We start from the raw sequence: 20,392 nt of genomic DNA on the forward strand, positions 1-20,392 counted from the left end.
TCTTGCGTCGTGCAGTCGATCATAGGAAAAGACGGCTGCCCGCCCGTGGTCGGTTCCACGGGCGGGCAGCCGGTGATCTTCGTCCCAGGGGGACCGGGGGCTTACGCGGGGACGCTCGCCAGGCCCGGGGCCAGGAACTTCTTGCCGTTCACGCGCTCCGAGACGCCCTCGCGGTCCAGGTACGGCGTGATGCCGCCCAGGTGGAAGGGCCAGCCGGCGCCGGTGATGAGGCAGAGGTCGATGTCCTGGGCCTCGGCCACGACACCCTCCTCCAGCATCAGGCCGATCTCCTGCGCGACGGCGTCCAGGACACGGTCGCGGACCTGCTCCTCCGTCAGGACGGTGTCGCCCTGCTTGAGGAGGGCGGCGACCTCGGGGTCCAGCTCCGGCTTGAAGCCGTTCTCCGCCTTGTAGACGTAGAAGCCGCGCTTGCCGGCCTCGACGACCGCCTTCAGGTTGGGGGAGACCGTGAACCGCTCCGGGAAGGCGCGGTTGAGGGTCTCGGAGACGTGCAGGCCGATGGCCGGGCCGACCAGCTCCAGCAGGACCAGCGGCGACATCGGCAGGCCGAGCGGCTCGATCGCCTTCTCGGCGGTGGCGACCGGGGTGCCCTCGTCGATGACGTTCTGGATCTCGCCCATGAAGCGGGTCAGGATGCGGTTCACGACGAACGCCGGGGCGTCCTTGGTGAGGACCGCGGTCTTCTTCAGCTTCTTGGCGACGCCGAAGGCCGTGGCCAGCGAGGCGTCGTCGGTCTGCTCGCCGCGGACGATCTCCAGCAGCGGCAGGATCGCGACGGGGTTGAAGAAGTGGAAGCCGACCACGCGCTCCGGGTGCTGGAGCTTGGAGGCCATCTCCGACACCGACAGCGAGGAGGTGTTGGTGGCGAGGATCGCGTGCGCCGGGGCGACCGCCTCGACCTCCGCGAACACCTTCTGCTTGACCGTCATCTCCTCGAACACGGCCTCGATGATGAAGTCCGCGTCCGCGAAGCCCTCGGCCTTGTCCAGGACGCCGGTGACCAGGGCCTTGAGGCGGTTGGCCTTGTCCTGGTTGATGCGGCCCTTGCCGAGCAGCTTCTCGATCTCGGCGTGGACGTAGCCCACGCCCTTGTCGACCCGCTCCTGGTCGATGTCGGTGAGGACCACCGGCACCTCCAGGCGGCGCAGGAAGAGCAGGGCCAGCTGGGAGGCCATCAGACCGGCGCCGACGACGCCGACCTTGGTGACCGGCCGGGCCAGCGACTTGTCCGGGGCGCCGGCGGGGCGCTTGGCGCGCTTCTGCACCAGGTTGAAGGCGTAGATGCCGGAGCGCAGCTCGCCGCCCATGATGAGGTCGGCCAGGGCCTGGTCCTCGGCGTCGAAGCCCTTCTGCAGGTCGCCGTCCTTGGCCGCCTCGATGATCTCCAGGGCGCGGTATGCGGCCGGGGCCGCACCGTGCACCTTGGAGTCGGCGATGGCCCGGCCCTTGGCGACGGCCTGGTCCCAGGCCTCGCCGCGGTCGACCTCGGGACGCTCGACGGTGACGTCGCCGGTGAGGACCTTGGCGGTCCACAGCAGGGACTGCTCCAGGAAGTCGGCGCCCTCGAAGAGCGCGTCGGCGATGCCGAGCTCGAAGACCTGCTTGCCCTTGAGCTGCTTGTTCTGGTTCAGCGAGTTCTCGATGATCACCGAGATCGCCTTCTCCGCGCCGATCAGGTTCGGCAGGATCGCGCAGCCGCCCCAGCCCGGGACCAGGCCCAGGAAGACCTCGGGGAGGGAGAACGCCGGCAGCGCCTTGGAGACGGTGCGGTAGGTGCAGTGCAGACCGACCTCGACGCCGCCGCCCATCGCCGCGCCGTTGTAGTACGCGAAGGTCGGCACGGCCAGGCCCGCCAGACGCTTGAAGACGTCGTGGCCGCCCTTGCCGATGGCCAGCGCCTCGTCGTGCGCCTTCAGCAGCTCGACGCCCTTGAGGTCGGCGCCGACCGCGAAGATGAACGGCTTGCCGGTCAGGCCGACGCCGGTGATCGCGCCCTCGGCGGCCTCCTTCTCGACCTGGTCGAGGGCGGCGTTCAGGTTCGCCAGCGACTGGGGGCCGAAGGTGGTCGGCTTGGTGTGGTCGAAGCCGTTGTCCAGCGTGATGAGCGCGAAGCGCCCGGCGCCGTACGGCAGGTCGAGGTGGCGGACGTGCGCCTGGGTGACGACCTCGTCCGGGAACAGCTCGGCCGCGCCCTTCAGGAGCTCAGCGGTGGTGCTCACTTGTCGTCTCCCTCGAAGTGCGGGTTCTCCCAGATGACCGTCGCGCCCATGCCGAAGCCGACGCACATGGTGGTCAGGCCGTAGCGGACGTGCGGCTGCTCCTCGAACTGGCGGGCCAGCTGCGTCATGAGGCGGACGCCGGAGGAGGCGAGCGGGTGGCCGAACGCGATCGCGCCGCCGTACTGGTTCACGCGGGCGTCGTCGTCGGCGATGCCGTAGTGCTCCAGGAAGGCCAGCACCTGCACGGCGAAGGCCTCGTTGATCTCGAACAGGCCGATGTCGGAGATCGACAGGCCGGCCTGGGCCAGGGCCTTCTCGGTGGCCGGGATCGGGCCGTAGCCCATGACCTCGGGCTCGACGCCGGCGAAGGCGTAGGAGACCAGGCGCATCTTGACCGGGAGGTTGTTCTCCCGGGCGAAGTCCTCGGAGGCGATCAGCGAGGCGGTGGCGCCGTCGTTCAGACCGGCGGCGTTGCCCGCGGTGACGCGGCCGTGCACGCGGAACGGCGTCTTGAGGTTCGCCAGCGACTCCAGGGTGGTGCCCGGGCGCATCGGCTCGTCGGAGGTCACCAGGCCCCAGCCGGTCTCGCCGGCCTCGGCGTTGGTGCGGCGCACCGAGATCGGGACCAGGTCCTGCTGGATCTTGCCGTCGGCGTACGCCTTGGCGGCCTTCTCCTGCGAGCGCACGGCGTACTCGTCGGCGCGCTGCTTGGTGATGGTCGGGTAGCGGTCGTGCAGGTTCTCCGCGGTCATGCCCATGAACAGGGCCGACTCGTCGACGAGCTTCTCCGACACGAAGCGCGGGTTCGGGTCGACGCCCTCGCCCATGGGGTGGCGGCCCATGTGCTCGACACCACCGGCGACGGCGACGTCGTACGCACCGAAGGCCACGCCGCCCGCGACCGCGGTCACGGCGGTGAGCGCGCCGGCGCACATGCGGTCGATGGAGTAGCCCGGGACGGACTGCGGCAGGCCCGCGAGGATGCCGGCGGTGCGGCCCAGGGTCAGGCCCTGGTCACCGATCTGCGTGGTCGCGGCGATGGCGACCTCGTCGATCTTCTTGGGGTCGAGGCCGGGGTTGCGGCGCAGCAGCTCCCGGATCGCCTTCACGACGAGGTCGTCGGCGCGGGTCTCGTGGTAGATGCCCTTCGGGCCCGCCTTGCCGAACGGGGTGCGGACGCCGTCGACGAAGACGACGTCCCTGACGGTACGAGGCACGTTGGCTCTCCTCCAGGTGCGGGATGGCACTGCTGCGCGGGAACGCCCGCCCTCAGCCGTCGCGGCTGAGCGAGCGCTCACCCCGCCATGCTACTTGCGGGTAACCCATGTGCACAGTCCCAGCCCCGGGAGCGGCGAAGGTCACACCTGCGGCCCGCCCCACGACCCCGGCACGCCCCGGCGCGCGCCCGCCCGGTCGGCCGAGCGGGGCGCCCCGAAGGGGTCTGATCGACCGGCCCTCCCGCCAGTCCCACCGGGGCGGGCGGCGGGGGGCGGATTCTGGGCCGAGGCCGGAGCCCGCCGGCCCGCGCCGCAGCGAAGGAGCCACCATGCCCACCGACCCCATCGACCACGCCGTGCCGCACAGGTCGTCCGTCCCGGCCAACAAGGACCGGATGGTGAACCTGTTCGTGCGCGAGTACGACGGGACCCCGGAGAACACCCCGCCGCACAAGCGCCGCTGCGTGCTGATGCTGCACGGGCGGACCATCCCGGTCCTGGCGATCTACGACACCGGCGCCGGCGACCGGAGCTGGGCCCAGGAGCTGGCCAAGACCGGCTACGACGTCTTCCTCATGGACCTCCAGGGCATGGGCCGCTCACCCCGGCCCGAGATGCACACCCCGTGCAACGCCAACCCGGCCCACCACGCCCGCGCCCTGACCCCGAACCTGCCGCTGACCGCCGACTGCCCGGTGGGCTACCCCCATCAGCTGGGCAACTCCCAGACCGACTGGGACGAGGTCCACACGGTCGTCACGTTCATCAAGAACCGCCACGGCGTGGACGCCGTGGACATGATCGGCAACTCCGCCGCCGCCATGGCCCTGGGTCCGTACTCGATCCAGTACCCGGACAACGTGCGCAGCCTCATGCTCCAGGGGCCGGTCTTCAAGCCGGACGGCCCGGACAGCGCTGCCGGAACGGACTTCGGCGCCCCGTCCCCGCTGCCCCTGTCCACGCCGGCGGCCCAGTGGGGATTCCCCATGGGCCTCGGGACGAAGGCCGGGCTGGAGGCGGCCTGGCAGAACGAGGTCGACGCCACCTGCCCCGACCAGAAGGACCCGTACGCGGTCGACCTCGTCTGGCAGGTGATGATGGACAGCGACGACAAGGGCCGCGACTGGGGCAAGGTGCTGCCGAACGGCAAGCCGGAAGGGCTGAGCCGTCAGCGCAACACCTTCTGGTGGGGCTGGAACAAGAAGACCGCGCCCCTGCACGGGGTGCTCGGCGGCCCGGTCCCCGTGTGCCTCGTGGTAGGCGAGCTCGACAAGACCGTGACCACCAACGGCCTGTCGGTCATCGAGCTGTACAAGGCCGTCGCGGGCCCGGACAAACTGCTGTTCAAGGTGGCGTGCGCCAGCCACCAGTGGCCCTGGGAGGCCCAGCGCACCACGTTGCACAAGATGTCGCACCAGTGGCTCAAGCAGAACGCCGTGTTCGGGCGCACCAGCGGCAGCTGGTACGTGGACAAGGGAGGCAGCGTCTCGCCCTGGCCCGTGTAGGCGCGCACGGGGCGAGACGCTGCGGGGCTCAGGCCGTCGCCAGGGCCTTGACCAGGGCCGGGGTCACCTGCTCGACCTGCCACGGCCGGGCCCCGTAGCCGGTGAGGGCCTCGGCCACCGTGTCGGCCGCCACCCGCTGCGGCGGCTCCCAGCACAGCCGGCGCACGGTGTCCGGAGTGATCAGGTTCTCCTGGGGCAGCTTGAGCCGCTCCGCGAGCGCCGACACGGCGGCCCGGGCCGCGGACAGCCGGGCCGCGGCCTCCGGGTCCTTCTCCGCCCACGAGCGCGGCGGCGGGGGGCCGCTCGGGGTCTGCCCGGGCTGCGGGAGCTCCGAGTCCGGCAGGGCCTTGGCCCGGTCGACGGCCGCCATCCACTGCTCCAGCTGGCGCCGGCCCATCCGCTGCCCGTACCCGGGCAGCGCGGACAGCGCGTGCACGTTCACGGGGAGCGCGAGCGCCGCCTCGACGATGGCGGCGTCCCCGAGCACCTTGCCCGGGGAGACGTCGCGCCGCTGGGCGATGCGGTCACGGGTGGTCCACAGCTCCCGCACCACCGCCATCTGCCGGCGGCGGCGCACCTTGTGCATCCCGGAGGTCCGCCGCCAGGGGTCCTTGCGGGGCGGCGCGGGCGGGGCGGCGGCGATGGCGTCGAACTCCTGGTGGGCCCACTCCAGCTTGCCCTGCCGGTCCAGCTCCTTCTCCAGCGCGTCGCGCAGGTCCACCAGCAGCTCGACGTCGAGCGCGGCGTACCGCAGCCACGGCTCGGGCAGCGGCCGGGTGGACCAGTCGACGGCGGAGTGCCCCTTCTCCAGCGCGTAGCCGAGCACGCTCTCGACCATCGCGCCGAGTCCGACGCGGGGGAAGCCGGCCAGCCGGCCGGCGAGCTCCGTGTCGAACAGGGTGGTGGGCAGCATGCCTATCTCGCGCAGGCAGGGCAGGTCCTGGGTGGCGGCGTGCAGGATCCACTCGGTCCCGGTGAGCACCTCGCCCAGCCCGGACAGGTCGGGGCAGCCGACCGGGTCGATCAGCGCGGAGCCGGCCCCCTCGCGGCGCAGCTGCACGAGGTACGCGCGCTGGCCGTAGCGGTAGCCGGAGGCGCGCTCGGCGTCGACGGCGACCGGTCCGGTGCCGGCGGCGAAGGCCGCGATCACCTGGGCCAGGCCCGCCTCGTCCGCCACGACCGGGGGGATCCCCTCGCGTGGCTCCAACAAGGGAATCGGCAGCCCGTCGGAGGAGACTCCGTCGTCCGGGGGGCCGCCCCCGGTGGTGGTGCGCAGTGCCGCTGCTGCGGTCTCTTGGGCGTCGGTCACCTGTCAAGGGTATCCGGGCAGACGACGCGCCCGTCGCCGGAACGTTCCGTCGACGGGCGCGTGGTGTTCATACGGCGTTGGTACGGCATGGGCGGGGCCGTGCCGCCCGGTCGGTCCGGAACGGTGCGGGCCCCCGCCGCGGGAGGTCCCGACCGTCGTATGACGGCCCCCGCCGTCAGTGGATGATCCCGGTCCGCAGGGCCACCGCGACCATGCCGGCGCGGTCGCCGGTGCCCAGCTTGCGGGCGATGCGGGCGAGGTGGGACTTGACGGTCAGGGCGGACAGCCCCATCGAGACGCCGATGGCCTTGTTGGACTGGCCCTCGGCGACCAGGCGCAGCACCTCGACCTCGCGGCCGGAGAGCTCGCGGTAGCCGCCCGGGTGGCTCGGGGCACCCGGGGGGCGGCGGTGCATCCGGGCGGCGGCCGAGCCGATGGGGGCGGCACCGGGCCGGGTGGGCAGCCCGATGTTGGTGCGCGTACCGGTGACGACGTAGCCCTTCACGCCGCCCGCGAGGGCGTTGCGCACCGCGCCGATGTCGTCGGCGGCGGACAGGGCCAGGCCGTTGGGCCAGCCGGCGGCGCGGGTCTCGGAGAGCAGGGTGAGACCGGAGCCGTCGGGGAGGTGGACGTCGGCCACGCAGATGTCGCGCGGGCTGCCGACCCGGGGACGGGCCTCGGCGATCGACGAGGCCTCGATGACGTCACGTACTCCGAGGGCCCACAGGTGACGGGTCACGGTGGAGCGGACGCGCGGGTCGGCCACGACGACCATGGCCGTCGGCTTGTTCGGACGGTAGGCGACCAGGCTTGCGGGCTGCTCGAGAAGAACGGACACCAGGCCTCCTGGGGGAGTGGCGGGACGGCGCCGGCTCGGGGAAGAAGCCGGTGCGGACCGTGCGGATGGTCACTGGTTCCTCCTTCGGCACGTCACCCGCCCGGCTTTAGGGAATGATCACGATTTGGTGAGTAACAATTCGGGCAATTCGGACGAGCGATCGATCATCGGGCGATCAGAAGGCCGCAGCGGGCGCGCCGTTTTGACGCTTCGTGGGCATTTCGCTCGGGTTCGCGGTCACCGCTACGGGTGGTACGGCGCGCACCGTTGCGGGTGGCCGCGTACGACGTGCGGCCGACCCGAGGTGTACCCCTACGGGTGGTGCGGACCGCGCCGCTGCGGTAGGGACACCACCGCCGTGTCCGCGGGCCCGGCCGGCGGCAGCCCCGCCACCTGGCACAGCAGTTCGCACCACGCCGACAGGTGGGCCGCCGTGTCCGGTACGCCGCCCACGCCCTCGCGCGGCGTCCAGGACGCCCGGATCTCGATCTGCGTCGCCGGCCGGCGCTCCGCCAGCCCGCCGAAGTAGTGCGAGCTGGCCCGGGTCACGGTCCCGCCCGCCTCCCCGTACGTCAGCCCGCGCGCCTCCAGTGCGCCCGTCAGCCAGGACCAGCACACCTCCGGCAGCAGCGGGTCCGCCGCCATCTCCGGCTCCAGATCCGCCCGGACCAGGGTCACCAGGCGGAAGGTCCCGCGCCAGGCCTCGTGCCCGGCCGGGTCGTGCAGCAGGATCAGCCGCCCGTCGGCCAGATCGTCCTCGCCCTCCACGACCGCCGCCTCCAGGGCGTACGCGTGCGGGGCGAGCCGCTGCGGCGGCCGGGTCGGGTCGACCTCGACCCCCGGGCGCAGGCGCGCCCTGCGCAAGCCGTCGACCGCCCGCCGGAACGGGAGCGGAACCGAGCCCTCCGTCGCGCCGCCCATGCCGCCGGCTCCCTCCGCGCCATCTGAAAATCGTCCCTGAGCCGCAGCCATGCGGGGAAGACTAGGCGGAGAGCGGGCCCGTTCAGCGCAAGGACACCCGCCCCGGGGCGGCCACTTCTTCATACGTGCGAAGATTTGGACCGTGAGCGCCATTGACAGGCCCGCGGGCCAGCCGAGCCAGACGTACGATTCCGCCTTCCTCAAGGCGTGCCGACGCGAACCCGTGCCGCACACCCCCGTGTGGTTCATGCGCCAGGCCGGCCGCTCGCTCCCGGAGTACCGCCAGGTCCGCGAGGGCACGGCGATGCTCGAGTCCTGCATGCGCCCCGACCTCGTCACCGAGATCACGCTGCAGCCGGTCCGCCGCCACAAGGTCGACGCGGCGATCTTCTTCAGCGACATCGTCGTCCCGCTGAAGGCCATCGGCATCGACCTCGACATCAAGCCCGGTGTCGGCCCGGTCGTCGCCCAGCCGATCCGCACCCGCGCCGACCTCGCACAGCTGCGCGACCTCACCCCGGACGACGTCCCGTACGTCACCGAGGCGATCGGCATGCTCACCGGTGAACTCGGCAGCACGCCGTTGATCGGCTTCGCCGGCGCGCCCTTCACCCTCGCGAGCTACCTCGTCGAGGGCGGCCCGTCCCGCAACCACGAGCACACCAAGGCGCTCATGTACGGGGACCCGCAGCTGTGGGCCGACCTCGTCGACCGCCTCGCCGAGATCACCTCCGCCTTCCTGAAGGTCCAGATCGAGGCCGGCGCCTCCGCGGTCCAGCTCTTCGACTCCTGGGTCGGCGCCCTGGCCCCGGCCGACTACCGCCGCTCGGTCATGCCGGCCTCGGCGAAGGTCCTGGAGTCCGTCGCCTCGTACGGCGTCCCGCGGATCCACTTCGGCGTGGGCACCGGCGAGCTCCTCGGCCTGATGGGCGAGGCCGGCGCGGACGTCGTCGGCGTCGACTACCGGGTCTCGCTGGACGAGGCCGCCCGCCGCGTCGGCCCCGGCAAGGCACTCCAGGGCAACCTGGACCCGGCGGTCCTCTTCTCGACCCCCGAGGCGGTGCGCGCCAAGACCGACGAGGTCCTCGCCGCCGCGTCCGGCCTGGAGGGCCACGTCTTCAACCTCGGCCACGGCGTCCTGCCCACCACCGACCCGGACGCCCTGACACGCCTCGTGGACTACGTCCACACGTCGACGCAGCGCTGACCGCGCCGTTCTGCCTCCGCCACGTCCGCTCCGCCGGGGTCACGCCCTGGAGGGGCGGACGTCCGCGTTCGGGCCGCGGCCACCTCCCTCGTCGCGGACGATCATGAGGATCTGGTTGGGGGCCGGCCCGCCTGCCACCGCGGGCGCGTCCTGTGCGACCAGGCTCAGCCAGGTCTGTTCCAGGAGCGTGGTCTCCGTGAGGTTGTACTCGCAGACGTGGTAGAGGACAGCCGTGACCGCGTTGAGGGCGAAGCGTATGCGGGCCAGGATCCGGCCGTCCCAGGGGAGTTGCCGGTCGCGGAAGGCGGACAGGGGCTCCAGGCAGCGGCCGACCAGGAGTGCCAGTGGTTCCAGCAACGACGCGGCGATGGGAGGTCCGCCTGCCCGGAGACTCTCGTGGGCGCGGCGTAGGGTGTCGACCGGATCCTCGGGGATCCAGGGCAGGGGCGAGAACGCCGAGGGCCTGGTGGACACCATGGCGTCGTCGAGGCCCGCGAGGGTGGGCGTCTCCCCACCGGAGGAGGGCATCCATGCGCCCCTGGTTGCCACGACGCGGTGCGCCCGCACAGCGATGTCCAGCGTGCGGTCGTGGGCGGCCAGAGCGAGGTCGAGGGCGGCGTCGATGGCGGAGTCGAGGTCCAGATCGGGGTCGACGGGGTCGCCCATGTCGTTGGCGAGTGCGCCGAACACCCCGGGGTCCAGCTCGCCGGCCAGGTCCGGGGCCGATCTGGTTCCGCTGACGAGACCGAAGGCGTGCGCCTCGTCCAGGGCGGTGGCCAGGTCCTGCGCGAGGCCGCGAGGATCGTCTTCCCGAGCCGGGCCGAGCTCGAGCCCCGGTACGTCGAGGGACCGACCGCGACCGAGGGCGTCCTCGATGTCGAGGATCCAGCGGGCGAAGTCTGCCGTGGCGTCGTCAGCGGACGTGTCGGGCGGGACGACGAGGGCAAGGTCGTGGGCGGGGCCCGCGAGGTCGCGGAAAGCGTTGACGCGTGCGCCGGAACGTTCGAGTGCGAGCCCCGCCCGGGCGAGCACGTGCAGGATCGTGAGGGTGTGGGCTTCGCGGCCGACCCCGGCGGCGAGCCGCGCGAGGTCGAGGTTGCCGGTGAGGGTGCGCGAGACGCAGAGGGCGAGAACGTGTGCCAGGGGAGCCAGGCTGGGATCGCCGGACAACTCGGGGGCACGTGCGAAAGCCTCTTCGAGGACCGCGGCCCAGCCTGCCAGGCGATCGCGGTGTCGGGGTGTCGCAGTCAGGACGCGCAGGCAGCTGCCGGCCTCCAGGCGGTCGGCGGTGGCGGTGGCCCCGAGGTGGTCGGATCGGACCGCGAAGGGCCACCGGACGGCCGGCGGCTGGTGCAGGACGGTGCGTGTGCCGTCTTGGGCCCAAACGGTGTGGAGCTCCAGGACGGACGCCAGCGCTGTGACCGGCCCCTCCAGGTCCTCGGACGCGGCCCACTCGTCAGGTGAGGGCGGTGCCTGGGGGGAGGACAGTTCTTCCGGCCTGGGCAGACGGTAAGCGGAGCTTCCGGTGACGGAGTTGAGCCAGGTGACGAAGCGCTCGGCGTCCCCGGCGTGCATCCCGACCGCGACCGCGACCGCGCCGCCGTCGTCCCCACCTGCTCGCCCGAGCGTGAGGGGGTGCCGATGGCTTCGTCCGGCCGCCTCCTCGTCGCGGACGAAGAACCTGTACAGGGCAACGGGCACGGGCCGCGTGCACAGGGCGCTGGACCCGCCCAGCGGGATGGTCTCGCGCAGGAGGCGGGTGGCATGGATGCCGGCCAGCAGCCGTTCGCGGTCGGAGTCGTAGGGCTGGTCGGGGCCGGGTGGGGCCAACTGGGCCTCGAGGCGGTCGCGGACGGCGGGGTCGACCGTCCTGGCCTGGTCGGCGCAGTCGGCGGCCAGGGCCAGGGCCGGGACCGTGCCGGAGTCCAGGCACGCGGTGATGACGTCCGTGGCGTCGTTCCCGGCGCACCACAGGAGGAGGGTCTCGCGCCACCACGGGTCGCCGACGTTCGCGGTCAGGAGGCCGGTGTCGGCGCGGGGGGTGCTGAGGAGAGCGGCGGCGAGGTACTCCTGGAGGGTCAGGTGGGCGAAGCCGTACAGGCCGTGGTCGCGTTCGACCAGGAGACCGCTCTTGCGGCCCTCTTCGAGGAACACCTCGGGGGTCACGCCGCCGGGGACCTGGCGCAGCGGGCGGCGGATCGCCTGGGCGGCGTCAGCTGCGGGCCAGTCCCGGACCCGGGCCCGCATCATGGCCAGGGCGAGGTGCTGGACGACGTGCTGCTTGTGCGGACCGGTCAGGCCGGTGCCGTCGCGCAGGCCGCGCACCTCGTACCGACGATGGAGCAGGACGTCGCACATCTCCGCGTACAGCTCGGCCCGGCTGCCGGGCAGCTGACCGGCGTACCGGTGCACGTTGGCGATCATCGTCAGGAGGAGGGGATTGGAGGCCAGGTCGTACAGCGCAGGCTGGGCCCGCAGGCGGGCCAGCAGGTCTCGCGCGCTCCGGTCCGCGGCCGCCCGTACGTGGCGGTCGGTGTCGGCGCGGGTGCGCAGCCGGGTCAGGGGACCGTCCGCGGCGCCCTGCGCCTCGCGCCGGGTCAGCGCCCGGGCACGGGCCTCCATCGCGTAGTGCCACTGGTGCAGGTAGCGGGAGATCTGGTCACCGGTGAAGCGCCGCACCTGGAGCACCTCCGCTCCCGGAAGCGGGTTGGAGTGGTAGCCGTGCGGGCGTGAGGTCACCACGTAGAGGTTGCGGGGGTGGCGCTGCTTCTGCCGGACCACCCAGGCCACCACGCGGCTGCGGTCCGCCGGGTCGGCGACCTCGTCGAGGCCGTCCAGCAGCACCAGGCACCGGCCGGCGTCGAGCCGGCGGGCCAGCCACTCGGCGGACACCTTTCCTTCCAGCCAGCCGGCGGTGACCGCGACCTCTGCCAGCGGCGGCGGCTCGTCGGCCAGCAGCGCCGCGGCGTGGTCGCGCAGGTACAGCAGCACCGGCAGCCGCCGCGCCCACGGCCGCCTGCCGTGCTCGCACAGGGCCAGGGCCGTGCTGCGGGCCAGCGTGGTCTTGCCCGACCCGGGGCCGCCGATCACGGCCAGGATCCGCGTCGCGTCTGCCTGCTCGGCGTCCTGGAGGACCGAGGTGAGGGTGCGGCGCGTGCCGGGGGCCGCACCCTCTTCGTCGGGCACCGTGCCCAGGTACGGGGCTACGGCGGCTGCCTGCACCGTCTTGGGAGCCAGGCTGACGTCGACGTACACCTGGTGCATGCGCAGCACGAACTCGCTGTGTGTGGCGATGCCCACCGTCTCCATGTCCTGGACGCTCGCCCGCAGCTGCCGTAGGTAGATCCGACGGCTGTTGCGGACGCCGCGGGCCCGGGCGGCGGCGGTCGGCCCCTCCGAGTACAGGAACGCCAGGACCGCCACCGCCAGCGAGACGTACAGCCACGGCCCGCTGAGCTCCCCGCCGTTGAGGATCTGGTTCACCGCCACGCCGACCGCGACCGTCAGCGCCGCACTGCCCAGGATCCGGACCACGCGCCGCATCCCCGCCACCCCCTCGCCTGCCACGTCCGCCCCGCGCGTACGAGGCTGGCTTCCCCCGCCGGGCCGGGGTCACACCCCCGCGGATCGGACCGCGTGGACGGCTTTGCGGGCGGCGACCAGGATCGGGTCCCAGACGGGGGAGAAGGGCGGGGCGTAGCCGAGGTCGAGGGAGACGACCTGGTCGACCGTCATGCCGGCCGTCAGGGCGACGGCCGCGATGTCCACGCGCTTGGCGGAGCCGGCGCCGCCGACGATCTGGACGCCGAGGAGGCGGCCGGTGCGCCGCTCGGCCAGCATCTTCACCGTCGTCTCGGTGGCCCCCGGGTAGTAGCCCGCGGTGGTGGTGGAGCTGATGGTGGAGGTCACGAAGCGCAGCCCCACCGCGAGCGCGTCCTTCTCCCGCAGCCCGGTGCGGGCGATCTCCAGGTCGCAGACCTTGCTGACCGCGGTGCCGACCACCCCCGGGAAGGTCGCGTAGCCGCCGCCCACGCCCGACCCGATGACCTGGCCGTGCTTGTTGGCGTGGGTGCCGAGCGGGATGTGCCGGTGCCGGCCGGAGACCAGGTCCAGGACCTCCACGCAGTCCCCGCCCGCCCACACGTTCCCGTGCCCGCGCACCCGCATCGACAGGTCCGTGAGTAGCCCGCCCGACTCGCCCAGCGGCAGGCCCGCCGCGCGGGCCAGGGCGGTGCGCGGTTCGACGCCGATGCCGAGGACCACCACGTCCGCCGGGTACTCCTCGCCCGCCGCGGTGGCCACCGCCCGGGCCCGGCCGTCGGCGTCGGTCAGGACGCCGGTGACCTCGGCGCCGGCCACCGTGCGGATGCCCATGGCGTTCATCGCCGTGTGCACCAGCCCGCCCATGTCCGGGTCGAGGGTGGCCATGGGCTGGGGCCCCCGGTGCAGCACCGTGACCTCGTAGCCCCGGTTCACCAGCGCCTCGGCCATCTCCACGCCGATGTACCCGGCGCCGACGACGACCGCGCGGCGGCCCTCCGTGCGGTCCAGCGTCCGCAGCAGCGACTGCCCGTCGTCGAGGGTCTGGACCCCGTGCACCCCGGCCGCCGAGAGCCCGGGCAGCCGGGGGCGGACCGGGCGGGCGCCGGTGGCCAGGACCAGCTTGTCGAAGCCGGTCCACTCCTCCCGCCCGTCCTCCAGGTCCCGTGACCGCACCCGCCCCCCGGCCAGGTCCAGCTCCGTGACCTCGGTCCGCATGCGCAGGTCGATGCCGCGGTCCCGGTGCTCCTTGGGGGTACGGGCGACCAGCGCGTCCCGCTCGGGCACCTGGCCCCCGATCCAGTACGGGATCCCGCACGCGGAGTACGAGGTGAAGTGCGACCGCTCGAAGGCCACGATCTCCAGGTCCTCGGGCCCCCTGAGCCGCCGGGCCTGCGACGCGGCGGACATCCCCGCCGCGTCGCCCCCGACGACCACCAGCCGTTCCGCCGCCATCGCGCCGCTCCTTCCGCCCGTCCGTGTCCCGTCCGGGAACACGCTACGTCCGCAAGGGCGTTCAGTCGCGCGGCGGCTCGGGGGAACGGGGCTCCGGGATGTCGGCGCGGTCGCCGGCCCGCGGCTCGGGGACGGACTTCGGCGTCGTCGGACCCGTCGTGCCCGTCGGACCCGTCGTGCCCGCCGTGCCCGTCGGACCCGCCGTGCCCGCCGGCCCGGACGGCGCGTCGGGCCCGGCGTCCCCGGACCCCGCGTCAGGCCCGCCCGCCCCCGGCCGGTCCGCCACCGGCCCTTCCGCCACTCGGCCGTCTGCCAGCGGCCGGTCCGCCACCCGACGGTCCGCCGCCGCGCCGCCCCGAACCGCCGCGGGCCCCCCGGCCCCGCCGCCGGTCCGGCCGCGCCGCACGCGCCGTACGCCCACCGCGACGGCCGCGATCAGCGCCGCGGTGAGCAGGAACGGCAGTACGGCGCCCAGCACCAGCACCATCCACCGCACCACCGCGGTGAAGGCCGCCCAGCCGCCGGCCAGCGCGTCGGTGAAGCCCGGCTCGTCGTCCCGCTCCGGCGCGGGCGACTCGGAGCCGGGCTGCGAGAGCGTCAGCGTGATGGTGGCCAGCGAGGTCTGGTCCTTGAGCGCGTCCCGCTGCGCCAGCAGGGACTCCAGCTCCGCCTGACGGCGGCTCAGCTCACCCTCCAGCATGACCACGTCGCTCAGCTGCGAGGCCCGGTCCATCATCTCCCGCACCCGCGCCACGCTCGCCTGCTGCGACTTGACCCGGCTCTCGACGTCCACCACCTGCTGCGTGACGTCCTGCGCGTCGACCTTGCGGTTCAGCAGCCGGCCGCCGCCCTCCAGGGAGGCCAGTACCGCGTCGAAGCGGTCCACCGGCACCCGGAGCGTGACCTCGGAGAAGATCGCCCCGCGCAGCGGCTCGCCCTCCTTGCCGTAGTCCTCGCGGCGCGTGGACTCGTTGCCCACGTAGCCGCCCGCGTCCACCGCCGCCGCCCGGGCCGCGGCCAGCGCCCGCTGGACGTCCTTGACCTCGATCGACACCCGCGCGGTACGGATGATCCGGGCCCGTACGGCGGGTGCCCTGCCGCCCTTGTCGGAGGTCCCCGAGGAGCCGCCCGAGGACCCGGACGCCCCGGACGCCCCGGACGCCCCGGACGCCCCGGACGCCCCGGACGACCCGGACGACCCGGACGACCCGGACGACCCCGAGGCGCCCGCCCCGCCCGCCCCCGCCGGCGCCGGGGCGGCGTTCTCGGCGCCCTGCCGGGCCGCGTACCCGTCCTTGGCCGACCCCGTCGCGGAGTCGTTCGCCCCGCACCCGGTCAGCGCCAGGGCCCCTGCCAGGGACAGGGCCGCCACCGCCGTGGCGGTACGTCGTCGTCCCACCGTACGGACTGCCCGCATCGGGCCACCCCCAAGGTTCGTGTGCCGTCCGGACCGTGGTGTCCGGATCACGTCGTCGCCGGTTCGACGTACCACCGCACGGCCCGGGTTGCGCCCCACCCGTTCCGAACCGGTCACGGAACGGCCTCGGTACGGGAACCGGGGCCCGAGCGGGCGGATGAGACGATGGGCCCATGCACGAAGCGGACACGGGTACGAGCACGGACGGGAACGGCGCCGCGCACGCCGCGCACGTCGTCGTCATCGGCGGCGGCATCGCCGGACTCGCCGCCGCGCACCGGCTGGTCGGCACCGGCGCGCGGGTGACGCTGCTGGAGGCCTCCGACCGGCTCGGCGGCAAGCTGCACGCCGGCGAACTCGCCGGCATCCCCGTCGACCTGGGCGCCGAGTCGCTGCTCGCCCGCCGCCCCGAGGCCGTCGGCCTGGCCCGTGAGGTCGGCCTCGGCGACGCCCTCCAGCCGCCCGCCACCGCCAGTGCCGCCCTGTGGACCCGCGGCGCGCTGCGGCCGCTGCCGCGCGGCAGCGTCATGGGCGTCACCGCCGACACCGAGGTGCTGCGCGAGGCCGGGATCCTCTCCGCCGAGGGCCTGCGCCGGGTCGCCCAGGACGCCGAGCTGCCCGCGACCGAGGTCGGCGAGGACATCGCCGTCGGCGCGTACGTCGCCGCCCGCGTCGGCCGCGAGCTGGTGGACCGGCTCGTCGAACCGCTGCTCGGCGGCGTGTACGCGGGTGACGCCTACCGCATCTCGCTGCGCGCCGCCGTCCCCGCCCTCTACGCGGCCGCCCGCACCCACGCCACGCTCGGCGAGGCCGTGCGGGCCGCCCAGGGCGACGCCGCCGCGGCCGCCCGTACCGGCGTCATCGGCGCCGCCGCCACCGGCCCGGTCTTCCAGGGCATCGCGGGCGGCGTCGGCCGGCTCCCGCTGGCCGTGGCCGACGCCGTGCGCGCGGCCGGCGCCCGCGTCCTGACCGGCACCGCGGCCACCGGACTGGCCCGGACCCCCGCCGGCGGCTGGCGGGTCACCACCGCCGCCCCGGCGGGCTCCGAGGTCCTCGACGCCGACGCCGTGGTCCTCGCCACCCCCGCCGGCCCGGCCGCCCGGCTGCTGGCCGACCCGGCCCCGGCCGCCGCGGCCGAGCTGCGCGAGGTCGAGTACGCCTCCATGGCCCTGGTCACGATGGTCCTCCGGCGCGCGGACCTGCCCGCCGGCCTGGACGGCAGCGGCTTCCTCGTCCCGCACGCGGACGGCCGCACGATCAAGGCGTCCACGTTCTCCGGCAACAAGTGGGGCTGGTCCGGCGAGGCCGACCCCGAGCTGTTCGCGCTGCGCACGTCCGTGGGCCGGTACGGCGACGAGGGCGACCTCAAGCGCGAGGACGGCGAACTGGTCGAGGCCTCCCTCGCCGACCTCCGCGCAGCGGTGGGCCTGGCCGCCCGGCCCGTGGCCGCCACCGTGACGCGCTGGGACGGCGGCCTGCCCCAGTACCCCGTCGGCCACCTCGCCCGGGTGGCCCGGATCCGCGCGGCCGTGGCCGCGCTGCCCGGTCTGGCGGTGTGCGGGGCGCCGTACGACGGGGTGGGCATCCCCGCCTGCATCGCCAGTGCCGAAGCCGCCGCACGGGCCGTCACGGACGGCCTGGCCGACCGCCCGGCCGCTCGGCGGCAGCCCTGATACGGACCCTCCCGCAGCTCAGGGGCACCCTGGCGCGGAGCACTGATTCGGACACGGGACAATAGGCACATGACTGCACCAGAGAAGATCCCCAACGCGGGGAAGAAGGCCAAGGACCTCAACGAGGTCATTCGCTACACACTGTGGTCCGTCTTCAAGCTCAAGGACGTGCTCCCCGAGGACCGCTCCGGCTTCGCCGAAGAGGTGCAGGAGCTGTTCGACCAGCTCGCCGCGAAGGACATCACCGTCCGGGGGACCTACGACGTCTCCGGCCTGCGCGCCGACGCCGACGTCATGATCTGGTGGCACGCCGAGACCGCGGACGAGCTGCAGGGCGCCTACAACCTGTTCCGCCGCACCAAGCTGGGCCGCGCCCTGGAGCCGGTGTGGTCGAACATGGCGCTGCACCGCCCCGCGGAGTTCAACAAGTCGCACATCCCGGCCTTCCTGGCCGACGAGGTGGCCCGCGACTACGTCAGCGTCTACCCGTTCGTGCGCTCGTACGACTGGTACCTGCTGCCGGACGAGGACCGTCGCCGCATGCTCGCCGACCACGGCAAGATGGCCCGCGGCTACCCGGACGTCCGCGCCAACACCGTCGCCTCGTTCTCGCTGGGCGACTACGAGTGGCTGCTGGCCTTCGAGGCCGACGAGCTGTACCGCATCGTCGACCTCATGCGCCACCTGCGCGCTTCCGAAGCCCGTATGCACGTCCGTGAAGAGGTGCCCTTCTTCACCGGACGCCGCAAGTCCGTCGCCGACCTGGTCGCCGGACTCGCCTGACCTCCCCAGGGGGGATGGACCGGGGGCCAGGGCCCCCGGTGGTCGGAGGTGGACCGCCTCCGGCACCACGCCGGAGGCCAGCCGCACTCCGGTGAAGGACCGGAGGGCCTGCGCACTCCGGTCACGGACCTGAGGCCAGCCGCACTCCGGTCCGCACCTCGGGGGTCCGCCCCCGAAACGACGCAGCCGGACCCGCCCCGGAAGTTCAGACGGCCGGCGGCAGCATGCCCGTACGGGGTGCTGCCGCCCGGTCGTCCAGCGACACCGGTGCGGGTTCCGGATGCGGCGCGCAGTCGGCCCGCCGCCCGGCCGGCAGGGCACCCTTCAGCAGGTACTCCCGCACGTGCCGGTCCACGCACGCGCTCCGGCCGCCGGCCACCCCGTGCGAGCCGGCCCCGCGCTCGGTCACCAGCGCCGAGCCGGTCAGCCGCCGGTGCAGCTCCAGTGCCCCCGCGTACGGCGTGGCCGCGTCCCGCTCCGCCGCCACGATCAGGGTGGGGGGCAGCGCCTTCGGCAGCACCCGGACGTCGATCTTCTGCTGCCGCTTCGCCGGCCAGTACGCGCACGGCAGGTTCGTCCAGACGTTGTCCCACGTCTCGAACGGGGCCCGGCGCGCCAGGGCCGTGTTGTCCCGGTCCCAGACGGCCCAGTCGCCGGGCCAGGCCGTGTCGTTGCACAACACCGCCGTGTACACCGCCGTCGCGTTCTCCTCCTCGACCGCCGAGGCCGTGTCGGGTCCGGCCTGCGCGGCCAGCGCCCACTCGTCGCCGGCCAGGTACGCGCTCAGCGCGCCCGCCCGCGGGGCCCAGTAGTCGTCGTAGTAGGCGGTCTTGAGGAACGCCGCCTGGAGCTCGCCGGTGCCGACCGTCCCGCCGGCCGGGTGCTTCGCGACGGCCGCGCGGACCTTCTCGTACGAGGCCAGCACCGCCTCCGGGGTCCTGCCCAGGTGGTAGACGTCGTCGTGGCGGGCCGCCCAGGCCCGGAAGTCCCGCCAGCGCCCCTCGAACGCCAGGGACTGGTCGAGGTTGTTGCGGTACCAGATGCCGCGCGGATCGGGGTTGACGACGGAGTCGAAGACCATCCGGCGCACGTACGAGGGGTAGAGCGTGGCGTACAGCGCGCCGAAGTACGTGCCGTACGAGGCGCCCATGAAGGTCAGCTTCCGGTCGCCCAGGGCGGCCCGCAGGACGTCCAGGTCGCGGACGTTGTTGAGCGAGTTGTAGTACGGCAGCGCCGCCCCGGCCGCACGGGCACAACCGCGCGCGTACGCCCGCGCGGCCGCGATCCGCTGCCGCTTGTACGCCGCCCCGGGAGCGCGGGGGGTCTGCGTGGGCGCGTGGCCGAACTGCTTCGGGTCCTGACAGGACAACGGGGCCGAGCGGCCGACCCCGCGCGGGGCGTAGCCCACCAGGTCGTACACCGCGGTGACCGGATCCCACTCGGGCAGCATGCCGACGACGGGGAAGTACATGCCGGAGGCGCCCGGGCCGCCCGGGTTGTAGACGAGGGAACCCTGACGGCGGGAGCGTTCGCCGGTGGCCCGCACCCGGCTGACGGTCAGGGAGATCTGCTTGCCGTCGGGCCGCGCGTAGTCGAGCGGAACGCGCAGCAGCGCGCACTGCACCGTCGGCGGCAACTGCTCGACGCGCGGGCAGGCCCTGAAGGCGAGCCCGGCGGTGGCCGCACGCCTGGCGACCAGAGCCGCGCCCCGCTGCTCGGGGGTGCCGGCGAAGGCGCCGGGTGCGGCCGCACCGGCGGCCGGCCCGGCAGCGGCCGTGGCGGGCCCTGGGGCGGGCGCGCACAGGCTCAGGGCGAGGACCGTGGCGGTCACTCCGTATCGGACGAGTTCCCGCATGTCCCGCATGGCGGCGGCCCCTTCACATCCCACTGGTCCGGATCATCCACAACATCCGTAAATCGGATAAAGGGATGCTTGGGGGACGGATGGCCGAAGTAAAGGAGGCGGCGCGGGTGTCGGCCCGGATAGCCCCCGTTGGGCCAGCCGCACCCGTTGACGAAGCGTCAGCGTCGACCGCCGACACCAGCCTTCGCACCCCCCGGCACCGGATCCGTGCCAGTGCCAGTGCCAGTGACTCCGGTGCGGACCGGCCCCCCGGCCACTGCCAGTGCCAGTGCCAGTGCCAGTGACTCCGGTGCGGACCGGCCCCCCGGCCACCACATCCTTGGCGGTGCCTGGTGGGTCCCGTGGTGTGTGGGGGAGGCGCTTGACAGGGGTGGCAGGCTGGACCGGAGGCAGGCCCGGGCCAGGGGTGGCCGAAGGCCAGGG

Annotated in this window: 13 protein-coding genes; 4 read left to right on the forward strand and 9 right to left on the reverse strand. The window is 73.8% G+C overall.

What is annotated here, in order from left to right; all coding sequences use genetic code 11:
• Positions 1-101 precede the first annotated feature (101 nt).
• Positions 102-2,240 carry a 3-hydroxyacyl-CoA dehydrogenase NAD-binding domain-containing protein gene (locus IF43_RS0120440; protein ID WP_030202482.1) on the reverse strand — a complete coding sequence of 713 codons (2,139 nt, stop codon included), beginning with the start codon at positions 2,238-2,240 and terminating at the stop codon, positions 102-104.
• Positions 2,237-3,457: an acetyl-CoA C-acyltransferase gene (locus IF43_RS0120445; RefSeq protein ID WP_030202483.1), complete on the reverse strand. Its 1,221-nt coding sequence runs from the start codon at positions 3,455-3,457 to the stop codon at positions 2,237-2,239. The genes IF43_RS0120440 and IF43_RS0120445 overlap by 4 nt, the downstream gene beginning before the upstream one ends.
• 329 nt (positions 3,458-3,786) lie before the next feature.
• Here IF43_RS0120445 and IF43_RS0120450 point away from each other — a divergent pair, with 329 nt between their 5' ends.
• Complete coding sequence (locus IF43_RS0120450; RefSeq protein ID WP_030202488.1) at positions 3,787-4,962, forward strand: alpha/beta fold hydrolase; 1,176 nt, start codon at positions 3,787-3,789, stop codon at positions 4,960-4,962.
• Between the two features lie 28 nt (positions 4,963-4,990).
• On the opposite strand, the gene IF43_RS0120455 is transcribed toward IF43_RS0120450, so the two are convergent.
• The 3 genes from IF43_RS0120455 to IF43_RS0120465 form a co-directional block, all read right to left on the reverse strand.
• Positions 4,991-6,271, reverse strand: coding sequence for a ribonuclease D (locus tag IF43_RS0120455; protein WP_030202490.1), 1,281 nt, complete (start codon positions 6,269-6,271; stop codon positions 4,991-4,993).
• A 175-nt stretch (positions 6,272-6,446) separates the two neighbouring features.
• Positions 6,447-7,109, reverse strand: a complete 663-nt coding sequence (locus tag IF43_RS0120460) for a response regulator transcription factor (protein ID WP_030202492.1) — start codon at positions 7,107-7,109, stop codon at positions 6,447-6,449.
• 312 nt (positions 7,110-7,421) lie between these two features.
• Entirely contained in the window at positions 7,422-8,081 is a 660-nt protein-coding gene (locus tag IF43_RS0120465) for a DUF3000 domain-containing protein (RefSeq protein ID WP_030202495.1), read from the reverse strand.
• 91 nt (positions 8,082-8,172) lie between these two features.
• Between IF43_RS0120465 and hemE the strand changes: the two genes are divergently transcribed.
• Positions 8,173-9,237, forward strand: a complete 1,065-nt coding sequence (gene hemE / locus IF43_RS0120470; protein ID WP_030202496.1) for a uroporphyrinogen decarboxylase — start codon at positions 8,173-8,175, stop codon at positions 9,235-9,237.
• 39 nt (positions 9,238-9,276) lie between these two features.
• Here hemE and IF43_RS38170 read toward each other — a convergent pair whose 3' ends face one another.
• The 3 genes from IF43_RS38170 to IF43_RS0120485 all read right to left on the reverse strand — a co-directional run bounded on the left by IF43_RS38170 (position 9,277) and on the right by IF43_RS0120485 (position 15,631).
• Positions 9,277-12,780, reverse strand: a complete 3,504-nt coding sequence (locus IF43_RS38170) for an NACHT domain-containing NTPase (RefSeq protein WP_051795690.1) — start codon at positions 12,778-12,780, stop codon at positions 9,277-9,279.
• A 69-nt stretch (positions 12,781-12,849) separates the two neighbouring features.
• The gene (locus IF43_RS0120480; RefSeq protein WP_030202507.1) at positions 12,850-14,232 is read right to left on the reverse strand and encodes an FAD-dependent oxidoreductase; all 1,383 of its coding nucleotides are present in this window, start codon (positions 14,230-14,232) and stop codon (positions 12,850-12,852) included.
• A 61-nt stretch (positions 14,233-14,293) separates the two neighbouring features.
• Positions 14,294-15,631 (reverse strand): DUF4349 domain-containing protein, encoded by a 1,338-nt coding sequence (locus IF43_RS0120485; RefSeq protein WP_267884794.1) that lies wholly within the window; start codon positions 15,629-15,631, stop codon positions 14,294-14,296.
• 191 nt (positions 15,632-15,822) lie between these two features.
• On the opposite strand from IF43_RS0120485, the gene hemG reads away from it, so the two are divergent.
• A complete protein-coding gene (gene hemG / locus IF43_RS0120490; RefSeq protein ID WP_030202511.1) occupies positions 15,823-17,322 on the forward strand; it encodes a protoporphyrinogen oxidase in 1,500 nt (499 codons plus the stop codon).
• A gap of 69 nt (positions 17,323-17,391) precedes the next feature.
• Positions 17,392-18,105, forward strand: a complete 714-nt coding sequence (gene hemQ / locus IF43_RS0120495; RefSeq protein WP_030202513.1) for a hydrogen peroxide-dependent heme synthase — start codon at positions 17,392-17,394, stop codon at positions 18,103-18,105.
• 205 nt (positions 18,106-18,310) lie between these two features.
• Here the strand turns inward: hemQ and IF43_RS0120500 are convergent, their stop codons facing one another.
• Complete coding sequence (locus IF43_RS0120500) at positions 18,311-19,960, reverse strand: alpha/beta hydrolase (RefSeq protein ID WP_030202517.1); 1,650 nt, start codon at positions 19,958-19,960, stop codon at positions 18,311-18,313.
• Positions 19,961-20,392 lie beyond the last annotated feature (432 nt).

Source organism: Streptomyces sp. NRRL S-87, assembly GCF_000719335.1.
Lineage (GTDB): Bacteria > Actinomycetota > Actinomycetes > Streptomycetales > Streptomycetaceae > Streptomyces.